This window comes from Dolichospermum sp. UHCC 0259 (assembly GCF_009711935.1).
Taxonomy (GTDB): domain Bacteria; phylum Cyanobacteriota; class Cyanobacteriia; order Cyanobacteriales; family Nostocaceae; genus Dolichospermum.
Genome location: NZ_VIKX01000124.1, coordinates 1 through 21841 on the forward strand (window position 1 = coordinate 1; position 21841 = coordinate 21841).

22 protein-coding genes and 1 pseudogene are annotated in these 21841 nt (G+C 35.6%); 4 read left to right on the forward strand and 19 right to left on the reverse strand.

The window, feature by feature from the left end; genetic code table 11:
- The 5 genes and pseudogenes from FJR05_RS09860 to surE form a co-directional block, all read right to left on the reverse strand.
- Positions 1-233, reverse strand: a pseudogene (locus tag FJR05_RS09860) (hypothetical protein); the annotation flags it as partial.
- 858 nt (positions 234-1091) lie between these two features.
- Positions 1092-1430 carry a XisI protein gene (locus FJR05_RS09865; protein WP_168643939.1) on the reverse strand — a complete coding sequence of 113 codons (339 nt, stop codon included), beginning with the start codon at positions 1428-1430 and terminating at the stop codon, positions 1092-1094.
- Complete coding sequence (locus FJR05_RS27930; protein WP_168643973.1) at positions 1418-1639, reverse strand: element excision factor XisH family protein; 222 nt, start codon at positions 1637-1639, stop codon at positions 1418-1420. The genes FJR05_RS09865 and FJR05_RS27930 overlap by 13 nt, the downstream gene beginning before the upstream one ends.
- Before the next feature lie 149 nt (positions 1640-1788).
- The gene (locus FJR05_RS09875) at positions 1789-2685 is read right to left on the reverse strand and encodes an MBL fold metallo-hydrolase (RefSeq protein WP_168643940.1); all 897 of its coding nucleotides are present in this window, start codon (positions 2683-2685) and stop codon (positions 1789-1791) included.
- 407 nt (positions 2686-3092) lie between these two features.
- Positions 3093-3890 (reverse strand): 5'/3'-nucleotidase SurE, encoded by a 798-nt coding sequence (gene surE / locus FJR05_RS09880; protein ID WP_168643941.1) that lies wholly within the window; start codon positions 3888-3890, stop codon positions 3093-3095.
- Between the two features lie 157 nt (positions 3891-4047).
- Between surE and pheS the strand changes: the two genes are divergently transcribed.
- Positions 4048-5040 carry a phenylalanine--tRNA ligase subunit alpha gene (gene pheS / locus FJR05_RS09885; protein WP_168643942.1) on the forward strand — a complete coding sequence of 331 codons (993 nt, stop codon included), beginning with the start codon at positions 4048-4050 and terminating at the stop codon, positions 5038-5040.
- 31 nt (positions 5041-5071) lie between these two features.
- Here pheS and FJR05_RS09890 read toward each other — a convergent pair whose 3' ends face one another.
- From FJR05_RS09890 to FJR05_RS09900, 3 genes are all read right to left on the reverse strand, one after another.
- Positions 5072-5635 carry a Uma2 family endonuclease gene (locus FJR05_RS09890; protein ID WP_168643943.1) on the reverse strand — a complete coding sequence of 188 codons (564 nt, stop codon included), beginning with the start codon at positions 5633-5635 and terminating at the stop codon, positions 5072-5074.
- 230 nt (positions 5636-5865) lie between these two features.
- A complete protein-coding gene (locus tag FJR05_RS09895) occupies positions 5866-6147 on the reverse strand; it encodes a YiaA/YiaB family inner membrane protein (protein ID WP_168643944.1) in 282 nt (93 codons plus the stop codon).
- A gap of 196 nt (positions 6148-6343) precedes the next feature.
- Positions 6344-8137: a WD40 repeat domain-containing protein gene (locus FJR05_RS09900; protein WP_168643974.1), complete on the reverse strand. Its 1794-nt coding sequence runs from the start codon at positions 8135-8137 to the stop codon at positions 6344-6346.
- Between the two features lie 561 nt (positions 8138-8698).
- On the opposite strand from FJR05_RS09900, the gene FJR05_RS09905 reads away from it, so the two are divergent.
- Together FJR05_RS09905 and FJR05_RS09910 are read left to right on the forward strand one after the other, a co-directional pair.
- Positions 8699-9481, forward strand: coding sequence for a PIG-L deacetylase family protein (locus tag FJR05_RS09905; RefSeq protein WP_168643945.1), 783 nt, complete (start codon positions 8699-8701; stop codon positions 9479-9481).
- 60 nt (positions 9482-9541) lie between these two features.
- A complete protein-coding gene (locus FJR05_RS09910) occupies positions 9542-10651 on the forward strand; it encodes a glycosyltransferase family 4 protein (protein ID WP_168643946.1) in 1110 nt (369 codons plus the stop codon).
- Here the strand turns inward: FJR05_RS09910 and FJR05_RS09915 are convergent.
- Both FJR05_RS09915 and FJR05_RS09920 read right to left on the reverse strand, forming a co-directional pair.
- A complete protein-coding gene (locus tag FJR05_RS09915; RefSeq protein WP_168643947.1) occupies positions 10634-11515 on the reverse strand; it encodes an aspartoacylase in 882 nt (293 codons plus the stop codon). The two genes, FJR05_RS09910 and FJR05_RS09915, sit on opposite strands and share 18 nt — an antisense overlap.
- A gap of 264 nt (positions 11516-11779) precedes the next feature.
- Positions 11780-13129 carry an NB-ARC domain-containing protein gene (locus tag FJR05_RS09920; RefSeq protein ID WP_168643948.1) on the reverse strand — a complete coding sequence of 450 codons (1350 nt, stop codon included), beginning with the start codon at positions 13127-13129 and terminating at the stop codon, positions 11780-11782.
- A 197-nt stretch (positions 13130-13326) separates the two neighbouring features.
- On the opposite strand from FJR05_RS09920, the gene FJR05_RS09925 reads away from it, so the two are divergent.
- Positions 13327-14838: a DNA methyltransferase gene (locus tag FJR05_RS09925; RefSeq protein ID WP_168643949.1), complete on the forward strand. Its 1512-nt coding sequence runs from the start codon at positions 13327-13329 to the stop codon at positions 14836-14838.
- A 121-nt stretch (positions 14839-14959) separates the two neighbouring features.
- Here FJR05_RS09925 and FJR05_RS09930 read toward each other — a convergent pair whose 3' ends face one another.
- From FJR05_RS09930 to FJR05_RS09970, 9 genes are all read right to left on the reverse strand, one after another.
- On the reverse strand, positions 14960-15364 hold the full coding sequence (locus FJR05_RS09930) for a type II toxin-antitoxin system VapC family toxin (protein WP_168643950.1): 405 nt from the start codon (positions 15362-15364) through the stop codon (positions 14960-14962).
- Complete coding sequence (locus FJR05_RS09935) at positions 15364-15621, reverse strand: hypothetical protein (RefSeq protein ID WP_168643951.1); 258 nt, start codon at positions 15619-15621, stop codon at positions 15364-15366. The genes FJR05_RS09930 and FJR05_RS09935 overlap by 1 nt, the downstream gene beginning before the upstream one ends.
- Before the next feature lie 148 nt (positions 15622-15769).
- Positions 15770-16045 carry a type II toxin-antitoxin system RelE/ParE family toxin gene (locus tag FJR05_RS09940; RefSeq protein WP_371416870.1) on the reverse strand — a complete coding sequence of 92 codons (276 nt, stop codon included), beginning with the start codon at positions 16043-16045 and terminating at the stop codon, positions 15770-15772.
- Between the two features lie 76 nt (positions 16046-16121).
- Complete coding sequence (locus FJR05_RS09945) at positions 16122-16367, reverse strand: hypothetical protein (RefSeq protein WP_168643952.1); 246 nt, start codon at positions 16365-16367, stop codon at positions 16122-16124.
- 93 nt (positions 16368-16460) lie between these two features.
- Positions 16461-16904: a hypothetical protein gene (locus tag FJR05_RS09950; protein WP_168643953.1), complete on the reverse strand. Its 444-nt coding sequence runs from the start codon at positions 16902-16904 to the stop codon at positions 16461-16463.
- A 319-nt stretch (positions 16905-17223) separates the two neighbouring features.
- A complete protein-coding gene (locus tag FJR05_RS09955) occupies positions 17224-18648 on the reverse strand; it encodes an O-antigen ligase family protein (protein WP_168643954.1) in 1425 nt (474 codons plus the stop codon).
- A 68-nt stretch (positions 18649-18716) separates the two neighbouring features.
- Positions 18717-19691, reverse strand: coding sequence for a glycosyltransferase family 2 protein (locus FJR05_RS09960; protein WP_168643955.1), 975 nt, complete (start codon positions 19689-19691; stop codon positions 18717-18719).
- A complete protein-coding gene (locus tag FJR05_RS09965; protein ID WP_168643956.1) occupies positions 19609-20811 on the reverse strand; it encodes a glycosyltransferase family 4 protein in 1203 nt (400 codons plus the stop codon). The genes FJR05_RS09960 and FJR05_RS09965 overlap by 83 nt, the downstream gene beginning before the upstream one ends.
- 25 nt (positions 20812-20836) lie before the next feature.
- Positions 20837-21823, reverse strand: coding sequence for a glycosyltransferase family 2 protein (locus FJR05_RS09970; protein ID WP_168643957.1), 987 nt, complete (start codon positions 21821-21823; stop codon positions 20837-20839).
- Positions 21824-21841 lie beyond the last annotated feature (18 nt).

Here is a 21841-nt window from a genome sequence, read left to right on the forward strand (position 1 = left end):
CACAAATAGAAAACTGACAGACCACTAGGAACACCAAAAATTATCCCTCCCACAATCGTATCTTTGCTATCCTGAACCGCATTGGGAGCAGAAAATACCTGTTCCCCCTCCACAGGATATACCGTTACTCCTGATTGCACTGATTTATCTATAATTTCTGAAACTGATATTGCCAAAAACATGAATCCGAGAGTGAGTAGCCAACCAGCAGCCAGTTTTTCAGCCGTCTTCATAAGAATACCCGGTAAGTGGGAAACTCAGAGGCTTCAGCCCTGAGAGGGAAACAACACGAGCGGTTAAAACCGCCTTGAATATTTTTTCATTACCGCCTTGGAGTCGGGAAATTCGGGGTACTTTTGTGATGTACTTTCAACGGGACAATTACCGATTCAAATTTTCCAACTCTGTACGCATAATGTTTTGCACGCGATGTGCCTCCCATTTCTGGGGTAATGTTAGCTAGATGCCAGAGGCACGCTTACGCGAACGACCAGTTATAAGAGCTTTTTAGACTTACAACACTGTTCCAGTGACCTTAGAACTGTTTAATTGCAAATGACATAGCAGGGAACTAGCTTCGCATTCCGGGGTGTCGTGACTCAAATAACGGCTACCATGAGACTAAGCTCAGGGTGGTCTGGTCAGCACAGCTTGCTTGATTACTCTTGCAAGCTCAGTCCCTTTAGGGCTGGGTTACTGACAGTTCTACTTCAGATTTAGACATTGCTTGTAATTTTAACCTTACTTACCTTCAGCTTCCAGTAATATTGCAAATTGTTGACGACTTTGTTAATTGTCTGATAGCGTAGCGTGGCGTAGCCATATCAGGATTTTCAGGATTAAAGGATTTTCAGGATAAAAATAATATTCTCTTCGTGTGTTTCTGTGTGCTATGTTTCGCGCAGAGTCGCCAAGGAGGAAAGACGCAAAGAAGAAAGTAACTGTGAGAATAACAGAAAATTATTAAAATCTCATCATTCAATTACAATCAAACATCTTGTTAATCCTTTAATCGGTGGATATTATCTCAACTATGGCTACGCCACGCAGGCTATCGCTCGATAACCACCTGATTCTGACAATAATCTTCGCTAAACTCCTACAGCATATTCTGTATGTTTTCTGATATTAACAGGATGAAAAGCTAAAACTATTTGATTTTTGGGAATACCAGCATTGACAAGTTCATTTGTAATCCCATCTTCTGTACCATCTCTTTGAATCCAAACTTGATTATTGATAATATCAATATGAATTAAACAGCCATGTACTCTTTGTTTGTTTTCCCAGCCAATTGTTAGTAATAAGTAACTGTTTTCAGACTTATCAATAATTAGTTCTCTTTCTAGTTCTCCATAGGCATAAGGTAGTGCGGCATATTCTTTTAATATCTTTTCAATGATTTGGCGATAATTAGTTAAGGTATCCATTTGAGAATTATCTCCTGTTCAGAATCAAAGACAAGTAAACAAAGACGTTGATTTTCTAATAATATTTTACCAACAGGTTCTTGAAACAATTCTGAATATGTTTCTTGCCGAATAGCAAGATATAAACGACGGTTAGGTTCTAATTGTTGAAGAAGTTTTATTGCTGCTGAATCTGTTCCCAGATAAATTATATATAAATGTGTAGCGATATAGCAGAAGTCAGGTTAAGGAAATATTGGTTGGATTGAGTGACTCTTAACCCAAGATTATTAAGGATTTCGTTGGGTTTCCTTACGTCAACCCAACCTACGATATAACGAATTTTTAGGTGATGATTCCTATAATTAATAAAATATTGTTAGTCTGAATCCTTACTATCTGAAAAAGATGCTGAGGTAACATCAGTTGTAGTAATTGGGATAACTAATCCTTCTTTTGCCATAATTGCACCGGGAAAAATTGCACAAGCAGCTTCACCGACACTATCTAAATAATCATCATTGTGGGCTGGATCATGGTGATAAATTACTAAGGTTTTCACATTGGCAGCTTTAGCAACTTTTATAGCTTCTTGCCACGTAGAATGTCCCCAACCAATTTTTGGGAATTTGGGATGACTGTATTCTTCATCAGAATAGGTAGAATCATAAATGAGTACGTCAGCATTGCGGGCTAACCACAAGACATTTTCATCTAAATGATCAGGATAATGTTCAGTATCCGTGATGTAGACAGCAGCACCACCTCGCCAATTAACTCGATATCCTACTGCTTCACCGGGATGATTTAAATGAGCGGTTTCTATAATAATGTCATCAATAGTGATGGGCTGTCCGATTTGGACGTTGTGAAAGGTTAAATTAGACTGCATAATCTGTAATGGTACAGGGAAGTTAGGATGCAGCATTTGGTCATTCAACCGCTGTTCTATGGTAGAACCATCTGGGGCGATCGCTCCATAAATATCAAATTTATTACCACTAATAAATGCTGGGGTAAAAAAGGGAAATCCTTGAATATGATCCCAGTGAGAATGGGTAAAAAATAAATGCCCCTCTACTGGCATCTGTGACAATAAGGATTTTCCTAAAACGTGTAATCCTGTCCCCGCATCAAAAATTAGTCGTTTACCGCCCACCTGCATGGAGACACAAGGAGTATTACCTCCGTAGCGGACGGTATCTATTCCTGGACTGGGGATGCTGCCCCTAACGCCCCAAAACTGCACATTAAATTGGTTCTCTATCCTAGACATGGGTATTGTTGGCTGGCTGGACTAAGCAAAAGGATAATGAAAACACACGACTTCTTATTTTATTTAAGTGTATGCTGTTTTACAAATTTTATTGCTGAAAACAACGGAATCGGCTTTGAGACTTGCAATCACTTTGACTTAAAATGCAGCTAGTTTTAGCAGAGTTTAGTTAGCATCAGCAATACAGGAATTATTATATATAGCAACCGTCAAAGCAGTTAGGACATGAATTGATTATAAAACTCCGTCCACAACAGGTTTTTACTCCTGACTCGGTGACTCCTGCTATAGCTGTTTTTTTCATCAATGTTATTATAGGTTACTACACTTACCTAAGTAATAGCTAGTCCTAATCCACTAAAGTGACTGAAAATAATTTTTTCTAGTTAAAATGAGAATGCCTAAATCTATGGAAATTCAGATTCCCACCCAGATAGCTGATTAAGTCCATGCCCATAAGTCAAATTATATTGCAATGGAGTAATACTGATATATTTTTTTTGAATGGCATGAACATCGAGGGGAATGTGGGTTGGTAAGTTTAATTCTATCGGTGGTTCTACATCTTCGATCACTTCTCCCGTTAACCAGTAGTAAGTTTTACCTCTAGGATCAGTTCGCTTGTCAAAAACATCCACGTAACGTCGTACTCCTTGTCTGGTAAAAGTAACTCCAGCTATTTCTTCCCAAGATAAGGGGGGGACGTTGACATTCAGTAACATCAATTCTGGGAGTGGTTGGGCAGCTATTTTAGCAACTAGGATTTCGGCAAATTTAGCCGCTGCTTGAAAGTCTTTATGAGTATGACTGGTTAAACTAAAAGCAATACTAGGAATACCTTCGATGACTCCTTCCATTGCTGCGGAAACAGTCCCAGAGTAGAGGATCTCTGTCCCTAAATTTGCGCCTTGGTTAATTCCAGATAGCACTAAGTCGGGTGGAGAATCTAATAAAGCCCATAGTGCCAATTTTACACAGTCTGAAGGCGTACCATCACAAGCCCAAGCTTTAATCTCAGGATGAAAAACAGATTCTACTATTTCCGCACGAATTGGTTGGAGTAAGGTTAATCCGTGTCCTGTTGCCGATCGCTCTCGATCTGGACAAACTACTGTTACTTCATGACCCGCTGCTGCTAAGGTGTTGGCTAGGGCGCGAATACCCAAAGCAGAAATTCCATCATCGTTGCTAACTAATAATTTCATTGGTCAGTTGTTAGTTGTCAGTTGTCAGTTGTCAGTGGTCAGTTGTCCGTTGCAAAAGAATATTTTTCCCCTACTTCCCCTACCTCCCCCTACTTCCATTCCCTGTTCCCCGTCCCCTACTATAGACTAATGACTAATCACCAATGACTAATGACTAATGACTAGCAATTTAGAAGACCAACTTTTAGCATTACGGCAAGAAGGAGAAACAGCGATCGCTGCTGCTGATACCCTAGAACGCCTAGAAGAACTCAGAGTCAACTATTTGGGCAAAAAAGGGGAATTGGGGGCGCTATTGCGAAGTATGGGGCAAATGAGCGCGGAAGAACGGCCTAAAATTGGGGCGATCGCTAACACAGTCAAAGAAGCCATTCAAAACAGCCTTGACCAGCAACGCACAACCCTGGAATCTGCTCAAATTCAGGTACAATTAGAGGCGGAAACCATAGATGTCACCATGCCCGGTATTTACCGCCCTCAAGGTCGGATTCATCCCCTCAATGGCATAATTGACCAAACCCTAGATATCTTTGTTGGCATGGGTTACACCGTTGCCCAAGGATCAGAAATGGAAACAGACTACTACAATTTTGAAGCTCTTAACACCCCCCCAGATCATCCAGCCCGTGATATGCAAGATACCTTCTATTTACCAGATGGTAATTTACTGCGGACTCATACTTCCTCAGTGCAAATTCGCTACATGGAAAAAGAAGAACCACCTATTAGAGTTGTTGCCCCAGGTAGAGTATATCGCAGAGATGATGTAGATGCGACCCACTCAGCAGTTTTCCATCAAATTGAACTTTTAGCCATAGATGAAGGACTAACTTTTACAGACCTGAAAGGAACTGTGAAAATATTTTTACAATCAATATTTGGCGATTTACCAATTCGTTTTCGTGCTAGTTATTTTCCTTTCACCGAACCTTCAGCCGAAGTAGATTTACAGTGGAAAGGACGTTGGTTAGAAGTCATGGGTTGCGGCATGGTTGACCCCAACGTATTAAAATCCGTTGGTTATGACCCAGAAGTTTATAGCGGATTTGCAGCCGGTTTTGGCGTAGAACGTTTTGCTATGGTATTACACCAAATTGATGATATTCGCCGTTTATATAACAGCGATTTACGCTTCCTACAACAATTTTAACGTAGGGGCGGGGAAACCCCGCCCTTAACAATCATGAACCAAAACTCAACCAACCAAAAATTTCTTTAACAGTTAATTCTAAATTGATATTTTCCAAAATTGGTAATTTATCATCACCTTCATATATTTCTATTTTTTGTCCAGGAAATACAGCCAATACACTTTCTTCCTCTGGGTTTAATAACCAACCTAATTCAGTTCCATTTCGGGAACAATGCAATAATTTCGTTAATACTTTTTTTTGTGGTTGTTCAGGAGAAAGAATTTCTATTACCCAGTCAGGATGAATTTCAAAACGGTTAGCAATTCTCCCAGATTCAGTTTTGGGGATTCTTTCCCACCGGAACACCGCAATATCAGGCACAATGGTACTACCACCAAAAGTACAGCGTAGTTCTGAGAAGGCTATGGCAATTTTTTGACTTCTAGTGAGTCCATTGACAACTTCAATAAAAGTAGTCTGAATTAAGCTGTGTTCACCTTGTGGCTTATGTTTTTGTAGGATTTCCCCATTAATAAATTCTGATGCTGGTTTTGTTTCTGGTAACTTGAGAAAATTTTCTAGTGTAATCTGGCGTTCAGTGGCTATAGTCATAATTGGTAACTAGAAAGCATATTTATTATATTAACTCAAGTTGCTATTTATTTTGTTGAGGCTGGTAATTGGTAATTGGTAATAAAAACTCTGGTTTTTACAAATATTCAGGATTTATGTAATTTACTCGAATCGAATTATTTGCAATTAAATAAGGGTTTATCATTCATATCATTCATAAACCCCTAATTTTTGCTATTTTATCAAACCAGATTATCAGAAAAAATTTCTTATTTCAAAATCACATCATGTTGAGAAAGCAATTTTTCTACTTTGGCTTCTTCAATGCGGGAAGTTAACCGTTTGGTTTCATACAAATCTCTGGTAGTTTTTGCTAAAGTAAAAGTAGAACCAACAGAAAAAGCTAACCCCATACCCATAAATCCTTTAATCCAGTTGTCTACAGGTAAATTGACAACACCAAAAGTAGTCATAGAAATAGACAGAATAAAAGCTGCCCATGTTTGAAAAATCCAAGCAGGACTATCTTTTTGTTGATTAAATGTTTGCATATTTCTCACCTTTTAATTACTTACTAACAACACAATTGTATGTATTAGTAAAAAATGAGGTGAGAGTAACTTACCAGTTCCGTAACTGTACTTAATTAAAATCACGAAAAGGGCAGTAAATAAAGCAGTTATTCATAAAAAATTTGTACCAGTTTTATAAGTGGCACAAACTTGTAGGGACAACCGCAGTTTTGATCTAACTCCGCTGCCAAATTTTAATTGTTTTGTCCAAACTCCCACTGACTAACATTTCTCCAGAAGCAGTAAAGGATAAAGCTGTCACTGTGTTAGCATGACCTGTAAATGTCCCTAATAATTCCCCAGATTGTAAATGCCACAATTTGATGGTTTTATCAGCACTACCACTGGCAATAATTTGTTCATCAGGACTTAAAGCAACTGTATTCACGCTATCTCGATGTCCTTTGAGAGTGTGAACTAATTCCCCAGTAGCTAAATTCCAAACTCGAATAGTTTGATCTTGACTACCACTGACTAAAAATTTAGCATCAGCACTCATGGCTAGGGAACTGACAATATGAGAATGACCCATGAGGGTGTATATTGGTTGTATATCTGGCAAATTTTTCTGATTGAGTGTTGAGGATGTTTCCCAAACTTTGATTTTGCGATAACTACCTGTAATTAAAATTTTGCCATCTTGACTTAACACCATTGAATGGGCTGCTGTATCATCTAAGGATAGGGTGTTTTCGACTTGGCGATCGCGCAAATTCCAAAACAAAATCTTCCGATCATGACCACCAGTCGCTAACATCTTACCATCAGGTGTAAACGCCACACAACGGACATCGCCATGATGTTTATGGAGAATATCAATTAACTCTAACGCCCCAGTATGCCAAATTTTAACTGTGGAATCTGCACCTACACTTACTAATGTTTGTCCATCGGTACTAAAAGCCAGGGAATTAACTTCATCTACGTTGGCAGAAATAACCCAAGGATATTCTGATAATGTCTCGATTAATTCACCTTTTGATAAGTCCCATAATTTTGTTTCTCCCCTGCTACCACTAGCTAACATCGGGATTGTTTTCACATTTTTAGTTCCGGCATCCTGAACTACTAAAGTTTTGATAGCATAGGCTAAACAGTTAATACCTTTGGTATGTCCTTTCAGTGTTTGCCAGCATTCCCAATCACCAATAATCTTCTTTTTAGGATGATCTGATGGTAAGGTTTGAATGGTTTCTACCAGCATTTTCTCATCAGTGATTGGCACATCATCTGACTTACCACCTAGAGATTGTAAATACCAATTTAATCCTCCTGCATACAATAGACTACTAGGAGTTAGATAAATCTTGGAGTCTGAAAAATCTAGTTGATTTGTTGGTAAAAAACCAGTAATTACAGTTTGTTTGTGGTATCCTGATTGAGTATTTCCTGGATAAAACAAACACAAGAAAATCAATACTTGGTGGTTATTGATATCTTCTTGACTCACAGACCAACGAATTTTATCTTTTTTAATACCGTTAAAACTTTCTCCATCTGCTACGTGAATTTGAATACTCACTTTTGGGTTATTTGCTAACAAATAAGTAAACTTACTTTCACCACGTAAATTTCCCTCGTCATCCAAAACCATATTACCTAAAGTGTCTTGTGGCACTTTTCTCACCAACTTTCCTAACCGTTCCGTAATCATCCAATCAACAATTTGTTCGCGGACAAGATAATCTTCTGCTTGACGTTGAAAATAGGTCGGAAAGGGAATGATCCAATCAGGATATTCAGGATATTCTGGTGGTATGGGTGGAGGGTTTTTGGCAAGGATTTCAGCTTGCTGACGAGAACATTCAAGAATTTTCGTTAATGAATCCCCCGCAAATGCCATTACCTCACTGTGATAACCTTTAACTCGACTTTCTAAAAGAGAAAGATCCGCCGTTTTCGGTTTTTTCACCCGGTTTAAGAAGTCAGTTTGTTGCGCTTTTAGTAAACTAATCCAATTCATCTGCATGATAGTGGCACACCATTGCATACCCAAGATAACTTATACTAATGCAATAATTACTCAATTTATAACTTCAGCCAAAATTTAGTAATTATTACAGTCCTCTGGAATACAAAAACTAGCTAAATGTAACGGTAAACATCAACACCTACTGTAATTAAGCACTGCTTAACTTTATATAGTAGGTTATGGAGATTTCGATGATTTCCATAAATTCTAACTAATCTAACTAATAATTTACTGTTTCTATAGAAACACTTCTGGGTAGAAAAATAGTAAGCATTCAGTCGTTAGTCGTTAGCTAATCCAGCTTTTTGTGAAATATAGGTAATTCAAATTTATTCTTTGCTAGTCCTCATCTTTAGTCCATACTACTGAGAGATTTTTTTACAATCCCTCTGATTTTTAAACACTTTCTTATTGATATGTTCAGCATAACTTTATTAAAAAAATAAATACTCTTGTCCACTCCTTGACTATTATAAAAATAGTTATTGGGATTTATGGAAATCATCAATATTTGTTATCTACAAAACTTAAATTGTGTCGGGAATCAATTTTAAATTTATGAATCATAAAAAAAACCTAATCTCCTTAGAAAAAATAATTCCTAATAAATTGTTAAATCAGATACAGTATATTCATTGTAGTTTAGTTTCCTGGTGGATTTTGCATTGGGGAAGTCAGCCTTTAAAATTTTCTGAAAAATCAGCAATGGTTTTTTCTCCTCATCAAGATGATGAAACCTTTGGTTGTGGAGGGATGATTGCCCGTAAAAGAGAACAAGGAATACAAGTAGGTATAACTTTTTTAACTGACGGTAGAGGTTCTCATGGTTCAGATCCACTTATGCAAAGTCAAGTTATCCAGATTCGTCAACAAGAATCTTTGATGGCTTTAAATATTTTGGGGGTCAACCCTTCAGAGATTCATTTTTTAAATCACCAAGATGGTAGTTTAGCTTCTTTGAATATAGAGAAAAGGCAACAGATAATTACTGAAATTTCAGAACTACTAAATTTATATCAACCGGGAGAGGTTTATGTGCCTCACCGTAAAGACTGTCATCAAGATCATGAAGCTACTTATAATTTAGTGAAAGAGGCAATTATCCAATCGCAAATTAATACAGAACTACTTCAGTATCCTATTTGGGTATTTTGGCGATCGCCATTATTTATTCTGTTAAAGTTACAAGATATTGCTGCGGCTTATCGCTTATCAGTAACATCAGTAAAAGAGAAAAAACAAAAAGCTATTGCTGCCTATCCTTCCCAGATTGAAATGTTACCTCGTGGATTTATTAACCGATTTTTATATTCGGAAGAAATATTTTTTAAATCTGAGTAAGGTTTTGAGTGGTAAGCGTCTGAAGATTTGCTATAAATAATTACAGTGGAGAAAATTTAAATGCGGATTCTACATATTACTAATCATGTCCAAAAAATCGGTAATGGAATTGTTAATGTTGCTGTAGATTTAGCTTGTTTACAAGCAAACAGTGGTCTGGATATTGCTGTAGCTTCCGCTGGTGGAGAATATGAAAAATTATTAGCAGATCACGGTGTTGAACATTTTCATCTTAATCAATGTCGGACACCATTAAATCTCATTAAAGCTGCTTGGCATTATCGCCAAATTATTAAAGAGTTTCAACCAGATATTGTTCATGTCCACATGATGACAGGGGCAATTTTAGCAGGTATTTTTCGCAAAAATCGAGAATATCATTTAGTTTCTACTGTCCATAATGAATTTCAACACAGTGCTATCCTTATGGGGTTAGCTGATCAGGTAATTGCAGTTAGTAAAGCAGTAGCTAATTCAATGATTAAACGGGGTATTCCACCTCAAAAGTTGCGCGTGGTTAGTAATGGGACTTTAGGAAGTCCTCGACATAAAAAACTTGAAGATTATCAACCGTTAGAAATGCCACATCCATCTATAATTACTGTGGCTGGGATGTATACCCGCAAAGGTATTTATGAGTTAATTGAGGCATTTAAAATTGTTTCCAAAGACTTGCCGCAAGCACATTTATATTTAGTAGGAGATGGTCCAGATCGTTCGATATTTGAGGCAATAGTGCAAAATACAGATTTTAGCAATCGCATTCATTTTGAAGGATTTCAGGCAGAACCACAACGCTATATGTTAGCAACAGATATTTTTGTTTTGGCTTCACATTGTGAATCTTTTGGCTTAGTGCTAACGGAAGCGCGGGAAGCTGGTTGTGCAATTGTAGCCAGTGATGTAGATGGCATTCCTGAGACTTTAGATTATAGTCAGGCGGGGATTTTAGTGCCACCCAGGGATATTCCAGCCTTAGCTAATACTTTGACACAATTATTGAGCGATCGCCAACTTTTAGATCAGTGGAAATTCCGCGCCCAACAAAATCTAGAAAGATTTAGCGCCGCACGAGTCAATGAAGAAACACTAAGTGTATATCGTGAATTAATGAGAAAAGATAATATCATCAGAGTCATGGAAACCAGAGAATTAGCCAATCTTAATTAACTCCTGTTCGCTAATGTGCATCGCAATTCCTTTCTCGTAATAGGCAGCTTCATTAATAAAGATAGGATAAACAGTAGAATTTCCTAAATAGAAAATTTCTTCTCCTGTGAAAGTCAGAAAAATAGGATCACCAGGATGTAAAGGTTCATAATCTTGGTATTGAAGTTGGGGGTGAATCATCGCCTGAATTTCCCCTGCTTCATTTCTCGGATAATCAATCACACCAATGGATTTATAAACTGTGAGTGTGTTATTTTTTGGCAAATCTTTTCCTTGATTATAGTCTTCAAAATAATCTAAAACACTATAAATAAGTTGTTCAGTTTGTTGAAATAATTCCGCATTTAAAATTCCTTGAGGTACAGCACCAACTTCAATCGCAAAACCCAAATCACACAAAGAACGCAGAAACCCACTCCCTTGAGGTTGTTCATGAATATAAACCTTCACCAAAGGATTAACCGCACTCAAATCAGCAGCTAATTTGAGCAGGAAAGGATGCCAATTTCCCAGAATAATACATAATCCCATATTGGCAGTAGTCGTATGGACATCAATAATTGTATCTACAGATTCTTGATTTTCTGGTTGTAATATTCGTTGAATTTCTCGCGCCCTTAATTCTTCATAACTTGAGATATTTGAACTTGATAATTTATCTTGATTAAAGCAACGATTCAGATCCGTATCAATATATCTTGTCCGTGCAGCAATAGCTTTAGGATTACCAAGTAATGATAAAGTTTCAAAACTGCCTCGATGAATTAAATGGGGATATTGCTGAAACTTTTTCACCAAGTAAACTCCCGTTAACTCATTACCGTGATTTCCCCCAACAATCGCCACCCGATGAATTTGATTCATAAATACCTTATTTGTAAGCAACCTAGCCATGAAAGTGAACACATTTTATCAGTCCATAGCCACTTTATCAGGACTTACGCAACTGGCACATTGGTAGGGTGCGTCAGACTGCATAAATTTTGCAAATAAACAGATTATTGATATCTGACGCACCCTACAACTACAACAGATTTTTAGTGTGACACCTGTGTAAGTCCTATTTATGCTGAGATGCTGCATAAATAATTTTCTCACAGTCCAGATGCCAATAGCAAGAGAGTATGATTAATGATGATAAGTTCTTAGATATTCGCTAAAAACAGCAGAAAGAGTATATAGTTTTTGATCATTTTCTAATTTAGTTACTAAAAATCTTCTTGTTAATGATTGTAACCCGTTTATTATATCCATTGATGACAATGATAAAAACTGTTTTATCTCATCTCTAGATATAGGTTGATCATTTTGACTAATTTTTAATAATATCTCTTTTTCAACTTCAGATAATCTCATCCATATTGAATCAAACAGAGTTTTAAAATCTTCTGTTAATATTAAATTATCTTCTTTGATAAATTCTGAAACTTCACCCTGAAAGACATCTTTAATTAAGATGCTGATATATTGTAAATATTTAGGATGACTTTCATATAAGTTAATTAAGTTTAACCAATTTTCCTCATTATTTAAGCCTTGATTTTTTAATATCTCTGTAGCTGAATTATCTAAACCTGATAATTCTAAACAATGAATCGGGTAAAGTTCAGTATCTAAAGAAATCATTTCTTGGCATTTTTCCTGACTGATGAGAATTAAACAACTTTGATGTTCAATTTCTGTAATCATTTGCAGAAAGGTTTTATAATCTTGATATTCAGGTTTATATTGTCCAGCAAATTGACAATTAACAAAGATATTTTCTAGATCATCTAAAATAATCAAACATTTTTTCTTTTTAAGGATATTAAATAATTGTTTTAATTTATCATCTATGGTTGCTTTAGCTTCTTGTTGACAAACATTCAATAAATCATCAATAAGTAAATCTAGGGATTTAGGGAATTTTAAACTTCTCCAGATAATAACTTCAAATTGTTGAATATTTAGATCAATAAATCTTTTCACAAGGGTAGTTTTACCAATTCCAGATAATCCTACAACTGAAATTAAATGAGTGTGTTGATTTAATACTCCATTAGATAAAAGGTTTAATTCTTGTTCTCGTCCATAGAAACGAGTAATTTTAGGTGATAAACTTAAATCATGATAAGCGAATTTAGCTTTTTCCGTATTATTATTTTCTTGATAATTTAATTTTTCATAATTAGAATAACAATTAATATGATTATTATTTCCAAAACTAACAATTTTAGAACAATTTTTAACTCTTTCCAGAGTCCAACAAAAATTAGATTTATTAATATCTTGACCTAGAATTTCAGATAAAAGTTTAAATAAATTCCTACTTTCATCACCAATATAACCCTCATCATAATCATAAATATTGGCAATTTGTCTATAAGTTTTACCCTGAAATAGTTCCTCAATAATCTTTTTTTGCAGATCATCTAAATGTTTATCAGTCTTATTAAATACTAAATTATCCACAAATTGTAAAATTTCTGTAACAGTCATAAAACTTAGATGAATTAACCTTTGTAGCCATTATAACTCAATCTGTTTCTAGATTATCAGGGTTTTTCAGGTATTTTCTTAAAATTTCTTAATAAAATATCAGAGAATATCTCATATTTTCTGGTATGACAAAAAAGTAATTAGGTATAAGAATGATTAATCAGGGTTAATTTAAGCAAAATAATTGCACGAAAACAATGGTTAATCAACTTTATTATGGGGACAATTTAGAAGTTTTAAGACGTTACATTAAAGATGAGTCTGTTGACTTATGTTATATTGATCCTCCTTTTAATTCTAAACGCAATTACAATCAAATTTATAACAATATTGGTGGAGAAGATAAAGCGCAAGCTCAAGCATTTATTGATACTTGGGAATGGGATGATCACGCTATTCGGGGAATAGATGAAATCATTACTAATTATCATGGTTTATTTACTCAACAATGTATTGCTTTAATTACAGGTTTAAGTAATGTTTTAGGGAAAGGAAGTTTACTCGCTTATTTGGTGAGTATGACTTTAAGAATAACAGAAATTCATCGAGTTTTGAAACCTACAGGAAGTTTTTATCTACATTGTGATCCTACCTCTAGTCACTATTTGAAGTTAATATTGGATGCTATCTTTTGTTCTCAGGGTGGGGATTTTTTGAATGAAATTATTTGGAGTTATAAAACAGGTGGAATTAGTAAATATTGGTTTGGCAAAAAGCATGACATAATTCTTTTTTATGTAAAAACTAGTAAAAGACAATATATTTTTAATCAACCCAAAGAAAAGGCTTATATTCCTACACTACGAGGAAGAAATTTTGCTAAAGAAAAGCTTAACGCTCAAACTGATGAAGAAGGATGTGAAACCTGTGGACAAAAGGGCGGTTTTTTTCATTTAGCATCTATGAGAGATGTTTGGAATATTCAACCATTGTTTAGAAATAATCGAGAACGTTTAGGTTATCCTACCCAAAAACCAGAATCATTATTAGAAAGAATAATTAAAGCAAGTTCTAACAAAAATGATGTAATATTAGATGCTTATTGTGGATGTGGTACAACTGTTGCTGTTTGCCAAAAATTAGATAGACAATGGATAGGAATTGATATTACTTATCAAAGCATTAGTTTAATTTTAAAAAGATTAGAAGATAGCTTTGGTAAACAATTTGTAGATACCATCAAACTTCATGGTATTCCTAAAGATATAGAAAGTGCAAAAGCATTAGCAAATAAAGCAGATGATCGCACTCGTAAAGAGTTTGAAAAATGGGCAATATTAACTTATACTAATAATCGAGCCATGATTAACACTAAAAAAGGAGCAGATAAAGGTGTAGATGGGATTGGTTCATTTTATGGTGATAAAGGTGAACTAGAGAAAGTAATTTTTCAAGTTAAATCTGGTAAAGTTAAATCAGGAGATATCCGGGATTTACTAGGAACAATGACCCTAGAAAATGCTAGTATAGCTGTGTTTATAACTTTAGAAAATCCTACAAAAGATATGTTAAAAACCGCCAAATCCGCTGGCTTTTATCAAAATAAATTCATGACTCATAGTTGTGATAAAGTTCAGATTATTACAATTCAAGATATTATTGAAAACAAACAAAAGTTAAATATTCCCTTAATTAATGAAGTTCTTAAAAGTGCAGAAAAACACAAAGAAATCAGAGTTAATCAGATAGAGATGGACTTAGATATTTAATAATTTTTAAAGTAGGTTGGGTTGAGGTAACGAAACCCAACATTTATATCTAATTCTCATCAAACAATTCAATTACTTAACCTAACTGATAATAGCGATAGATCACTACCAAATAGGCATTCTATCCTTCAATTTCCCAATCTTCTATTTTCAAACCTTCAACTCTGACAAATTCCTTAGTATTATGAGTCACTAAAATCAAATCATGAGACAATCCAATAGAAGCAATTAATAAATCATTATAACCAATAGGAGTACCAATATTCGCTAACTGCGCCCGAATTTTACCTGCATTTAAAGCTGAAATATCATCTAAAGGTAAAGAAATAAATACTTCTAAAAATCGCTTTACTTTTGCCCAAACTTGATCAGGATTATCACTTCTCATTGCTCCATAAAATAACTCTAACTTGACAACTGAACAAACAGCAACATCTTCTAGATCAGTATTTTCTAACTTGCGGCGAATAATCAAATCTTCATTAAGATATTTAATACATACATTTGTATCTAACAAATATTTCATTATAATTCAAACTCCTCTAAATCATCAAAAACACCTTCAGAATCTATAGTTAAAGGAGTATCTTTTAAACATCCTGATGTTTCCTCAAAAAAATTAGCAGGCCAACCTTTTCCTTTTGGTTTATTTTCCTGTTGAAAATCAGCACTAGATTTTAAAATAATAGTAATAGTTAAATCAGTATTAACAAGATTTACAGGAATATCTAAATGTAATATTCCATCTTGACCAACATGAGAATTTAAAGTTATTGTTTCCATAGCATTTAATTTACATGGAGTGATTTTTGCTAAGATATACCTAATTATACATCAGATATTTAAAATTGCCAAATTGAACATAATAGTAAGTAGGTTGGGTTGAGGAAACAAAACCCAACATTGATTATCTTTACTCTTATTAACGTTTTTATTCATCTCTATAAAACTCGTCTAAAATAGAATTAATCTCATAATCACTAATATCTTCTTGTTCAGATTTACTGTAAATGGTTAACAATAAAATGCTGGTTTCTGATTCAAGTAAATAAATTACCCGATAACCAGCACTTTTACCTTTTTGAAGATTACTATTTTTGAGTCTAGCTTTATAAATATAAACATCTTCATTAAAACCAGTTAATCTATCTCCTAATAAATTTCCTCTTTGCAGTTCTGTAATGAAAGATTGAGTATCAGAAAGAATATTTCGGTATTTTTTGGCTAAATGTTTTAAATTTCTCTAATATTCAGGAGTTAAATCAATATTAATTAAGAAAGAATCATTCTGCATCAATTCCTTCCCACATTTTTTCTAAAGGGATTCTTTTTCCTGCTTTTGCTTCTTGTAATGCTTTTTTTAAACTTGCTTTAATTTCCACAACCGAAGTATCATCAGGATCAGATTCAATGTCATCTGATACAAGGATAATTACTCTGACTTGACCAGATGTATAAATTTCTAAAGGTTTATCTAATAATAATTGACCTTTTTCATCAATTTTTCCCATGACTTCAAAAGCTTTCATTACTTAACCTCAAATGAATATTAATATAACCATAGCAATGTAAGTAGTGTAACACAAAATATCTTACTTATGAATTAGTTTCTAAATAAATAATCATAATAATTCCAACTCCTCTGTTGTACCATCAAACAAAAGAGTAAATAAGCCAATTTTCTTCATTTCCTCAATGTAAGGAGGGGTTTCACTTTTCCAATGATAAGCTAAATCTCTTAACCATGATTGAGTTAAAGTTATTAAAGTAGATTGATAGATGATTCCTTCGATACTTTTTGGATTATAATGTCCTAAAACCTTTTTTGTGTCCAATCTTGCTACTTCTGTAAAAGTCGGACTCTTAAAGATTCTCATGACATTAGAATTAACAAACATTAAAAAAGGAATATGCTGGTATTGTTCCATTTTTAAGATATTAAGATCCGGGGAAGAATACATAGCGGAAAATCTCACATCTATTATCAAAATAGATTTATCATCTTTATCTTTAGCAGCAATTGCTGGTTGAAAATCAATTATAGTTGGAGGTTGTATTTTTAACATGGTATTTCACCTCTTGTTTAAGAGTTTAATTACTTTTCATACAGGAAATATTTGTACTAAATTTTATCACAATTTATCAATAAAATGTGATCATAATAATTATAACTCCTCTGTGGTGTCATCGCACAAAGGAGCAAATAAGCCAATTTCTTTTATTTCTCCATTTTAAGAAGATATTTGTAAAGTCTCAAGTTGTATAAAGATCCCCCCTAACCCCCCTTAAAAAGGGGGGAACTAGAGTCAAAGTCCCCCTTGGTAAGGGGGATTTAGGGGGATCTCAAGATTGTGCCATAAGACTTTTAAAATATCCTGTTTCACCTCAATTCTGTGGTCTGCTGTAGTATTTATGTCCTGCCATAGCCATTGCCAAAAATCCCCACATAATCATCCCGGCAATACTTAACATCCCGCTATAGATAATTAATTGGGCGCAAGAACTGATACCAATAGCACGGGCAGCACTGAGAAAACTATCAAAACGACCTTCTGTATAATTACTAACGGTAATAAGCAGCAATACTAACCCACTAATATAGGGTATAGCGCCAATCCAACCCAAGGTAAAAAACATATCTAAAATGCCGCTATCAATAACAATCACTTCTATTTGTCCAGTTTTTTCATTCACTTTCCAGATATTTCCAAAGCCGTTACCGACAATATTAGAAAGAGCTAAATTCAGGTTTCTGTCATAAGTTGCTGATCTATCCCTAAAACTACCATCTTTTTCCAGATTAGAAAAACTTTCAAATCGAGTGGTAATGACTTTAGAAAGCGGTTCGATAGTTACCAAGGGAATAACACAGATTGACATCACTAAAATTACGGTAATTAATCGCATTTGAATTTTGGGTTTGACTGAACCAAAAATCATAATTATTCCTAGCAACCAACCGCCCCAACTTGTCCGCACTTGGGAAAGTAAAAATGATAAATAACCCACAGCAGATGCGGGGAAAATTAATGGTCCAGTGCTGGTAAATAATAATAGTAAACCAGCTTGCATTACAGTCCCAAATGGACCAGGTGAGTGTAATGTACTCCAAACGCGCATTCCAAAAGGAATTGGATGTCCAGCACTGGTAAACATTTCCGATTGGATTAGCCAATATCTATCCCATTCAGGAGCGACAACAAATTGATAGACACCGTAAGCTCCCAAGATGAGTACACACCAAATAAATACTCTTTGAAGATGCTGACGATAACTGGGATAATCTCGCCAATTAGAAAATAGGTGAAAAGCAAAAATTATGGGACTTAACCAATCCAAAAAACTCCGAACTACAGGGAGTGGTTGATTGTAAATTAAACCCACTAAACATCCATAAGAAACTCCTATAGCTGCTAAAAGAAATGGTAGTCCCCCTTGACGAAAAGTGCTAGGCAGATGTTTTAAAAAAGTGAATATGGTCAGGAATACGACTAAATAAGGTGCAATTAACATTTGTCTGGTGGGGTCCCAGCCAATTTTATAGTCAACTAAACGAGTGATTAAGGGGGTGAGAAACCATATCCACCAGGTGAAGCCGATATAGTGGATGGGATGCCGTAAGTACAAAAACACGGCTACTAGAAAGGAACTGGCGGGATAAACGAGGCGCAAACTGCCTGTAGTGGTAAAGTAGCAAGCTGTTGTAATTAAGATAAAACCCAGGATGATGATCCAACTTTGGGCTGATCGATCTTGGGGAGAAAATTGTTCTTTTAAAACTGTATTGAAAAGTATTGGTTTGGAAATCATTCTCTATGTTTGCCTATTTTGTATTAGGAAGGAGTATTTAAAGAGGTATTGAACGCGGATAAAGATTCTTAACTCCTGACTCCTGACTCCTGACTCCTGACTCCTACAAGATTGTGTTTTTCTATGTTTCTATATTTTTGATATCCTAACCATCTTCCTTGTAAAGATGCTCGCAATTTTTTAGTGGCAATTTCTCTTTGTTGGGGAAATAGTCTCAGCCATTGACATATTCCTAAACTTTCTCTTGTGCCAACTAAAATTGACCAGGATAAAAATACAATTTGACGCAGGGGCGAAAGATGTTCTAATAAAATTAAGGTTTCGTTGTGGACTAGGTTAATTAATGCGGTGTCGTTAAAGTTGTGGCGTTGATCTTCGTCAAATCGTTGGGCAGGATAGTGATCTACTGCAATGCTGGGATCATAAATCATTTTCCATCCAGCCCGTTTGAGAGTGAGGGCGAAGGACATTTCAAAATGTACTTGTGCGCCTGTTCCTTGCATTCTGTCATCAAAGCGTAGTTTGCCGATCGCCTGGGTACGAAAGCTCATATTCACACCTTTGAGAACATCAACTTCACGGGGTGCGCCTATTCCTAAGTGATGGTTGCCAATGACGCGCCCACACCATTGCAATTTACCAACTGTGGAACAAGAACCATTTTCGAGTTTGTCTCCTTGATATACCCAATCACGACCACCAACGCCACCAATAGCATAATTAACGCTGAAGTGAGTATTGATTTTTGCTAACCAATCCGGGTGAGGGACGGCATCATCATCGGTGATGGAAAGAATGTCTCCCCGGACTTGTGCCAGTCCGGCGTTGAGGGCGGCGACGACTCCGGGCTGGGTGACGGTGACAATCTGTAAGGGGAGGAGGTGGGGCGGAAATTGTTGGAGAAATTGCTGGGTTTCTGTGTCTGTATCTCTGACAACAACGATCGCCTGCTCAACTGATTTAGTTTGCTGTTGCAGTGCTTTCAGACACCGGGCTAGGTCTTGAGGACGGCGATAGGTGGGGATGAGAACTGTGTTTCTCATGGGTGATTAACTCCTCAAATATATTTAGATAGGTTTGTGCCATTGTTGACCAGCTATGTTGTTCGGCAATAGTCCGGGCAACTTTACCCATTTGTTGACGCAGTGAGCGATCGCTATTTAACAACTTCAACGCATCGGCTAAAGCATTAACATCATCACAATCTTCTAAAACGATGCCACAGTCAGAATTAACTAAATCAGCCGCACCAGTAGTAGTGGCGGTAATCACAGGCAAACCTGAAGCCATCGCTTCAATCACTACAAGTCCAAAGGGTTCATAACGGGACGGAAACACAAATAAATCTGCTGCCCGCTGAATTTGAGGCATATCATGGCGATAACCTAAAAAATGCACTCGTTCACTAATATTTAATGCTTTTGCCATTGCCGGATAAGGGCTATCTTGAGTACCACCGACAACTGCTAAATGTAATTCAGGAACTTTTACCAAAGCATGAAGTATGGTATCTAAGTTCTTTCGAGAAATCCGAATATCACCTGCAAATAATGCCAAATTAACATTTTCAGGCAATCCCAATTCCGTCCGAGAACTGACACCAGGAGCAAATTCTTGTAAGTCTACACCATTAGCAACAACCCGAATTTGTGAACGAGGTACACCAATAATTACTAATTCTTGGGCAACTTTTTCTGAGACAGTAATAATAATTTTAGATTGGCGGAAAGCTTGTTTTTCCCAATAAGCATTAGCCGCAGTAAATAACCATTGATAAAAACCATATAAATCTTTGCGAGTGCGAGAAATATGGACAGGAGAACTTAACCATGAACTATGCACAAAATGGACAGCATTTACATCACTTGCCCCCATAGTAATCGCGCCATTGACTTTAATTAAATCCAAATTAGCCCGATTTTTACGCAACCAATCGGCACTTTTTTGAGCAAAAATGAAATTGCGAATAAATTCTGTAGGATACATTTCTACTGGAATACAAATACAATTAACAGCACTATTTTCTGCTAAATCTGGGGCAATTTCACTAGCTAATAATGTCAGATCATGACCACGCCGGATGGCTTCTTGAACTACTTCATAATTAACTCTACCTTGACCATCACCTTTTCTAATTTTGTGAGTAACAATACAAATTTTCACTCATAACCTCTTTTGATTGACTAAATTAGGAAATTTTCCAGATTTTATTCGTTAAATTGGTGGGAATAAAACTAATAATTAAACCCGCTAAAGTTCGCAAATTAAATTTTTGTTCACTTAAAGTTTGCCAAAAATAACGGCGAGCATCTGTGATTTTTTGATCTCTTAATAAGCCAATTCCTAAAGTTGTATTAGCTTCTAACCATTTGGTTTTAAAGTAGGAATGAAATTCCTGTAAATGTTGATCTTCCATAAAAGTTTGATAACAGAATATCTCACTTTTACCTTTACGGATTTTTGCTTGCACACTGCGACTACCACTGAGCATAGTATCAGTTTGTTCATGCTCTCGATATTTGGTTAATTTTTCGGGAACATAGTAAACTCCATAACCGGAAATACAACAAAGATATGTTAAATATAAATCCCACATTCCGTCAACTTTTGAAGGAATATTATCCCAATTAAGCACGCCATTTCTGATTACACAAGCAGCCGCAGTGGGAATACTTTTATCAATTAAGCCAATTTGAGTAAAATTTTTATGAACTCCGGAAGTGATTTGATCACGTTTATAACTGCGGGTATTGTTTTCAGTGGCAGCGACATTAATTTTACTATCACTATCTATAATATATTGGTCACAAAATGCCAGAATTAAATCTGGATTTGCTTCTAAATTGGGGACAAGTTTCGATAAAAAATCTTCATTCCACATATCATCATCATGGAGACTAGCTACATATTTACCTGTGGCAATTTTAAAACCATGAAACTGATTAGCTAACATTCCAATATTTTCTTCATGTCGCCAAAATTTGATCCGTGAGTCTTGATATGATTCTATTAGTGCTTGGGGATTTTCAGAACTACAATTATCAGAAACAATAATTTCTAGATTTTGATAGGTTTGGTTAACAGCACTATTAAGGGCTTGTTTCAGGTATTCGGGGCGATTATAGGTGGGGATAATCACGCTTACCAAAGGTTCAGAGTAGTTAATATTTAACATTGCTTGGAGGATGAGAAA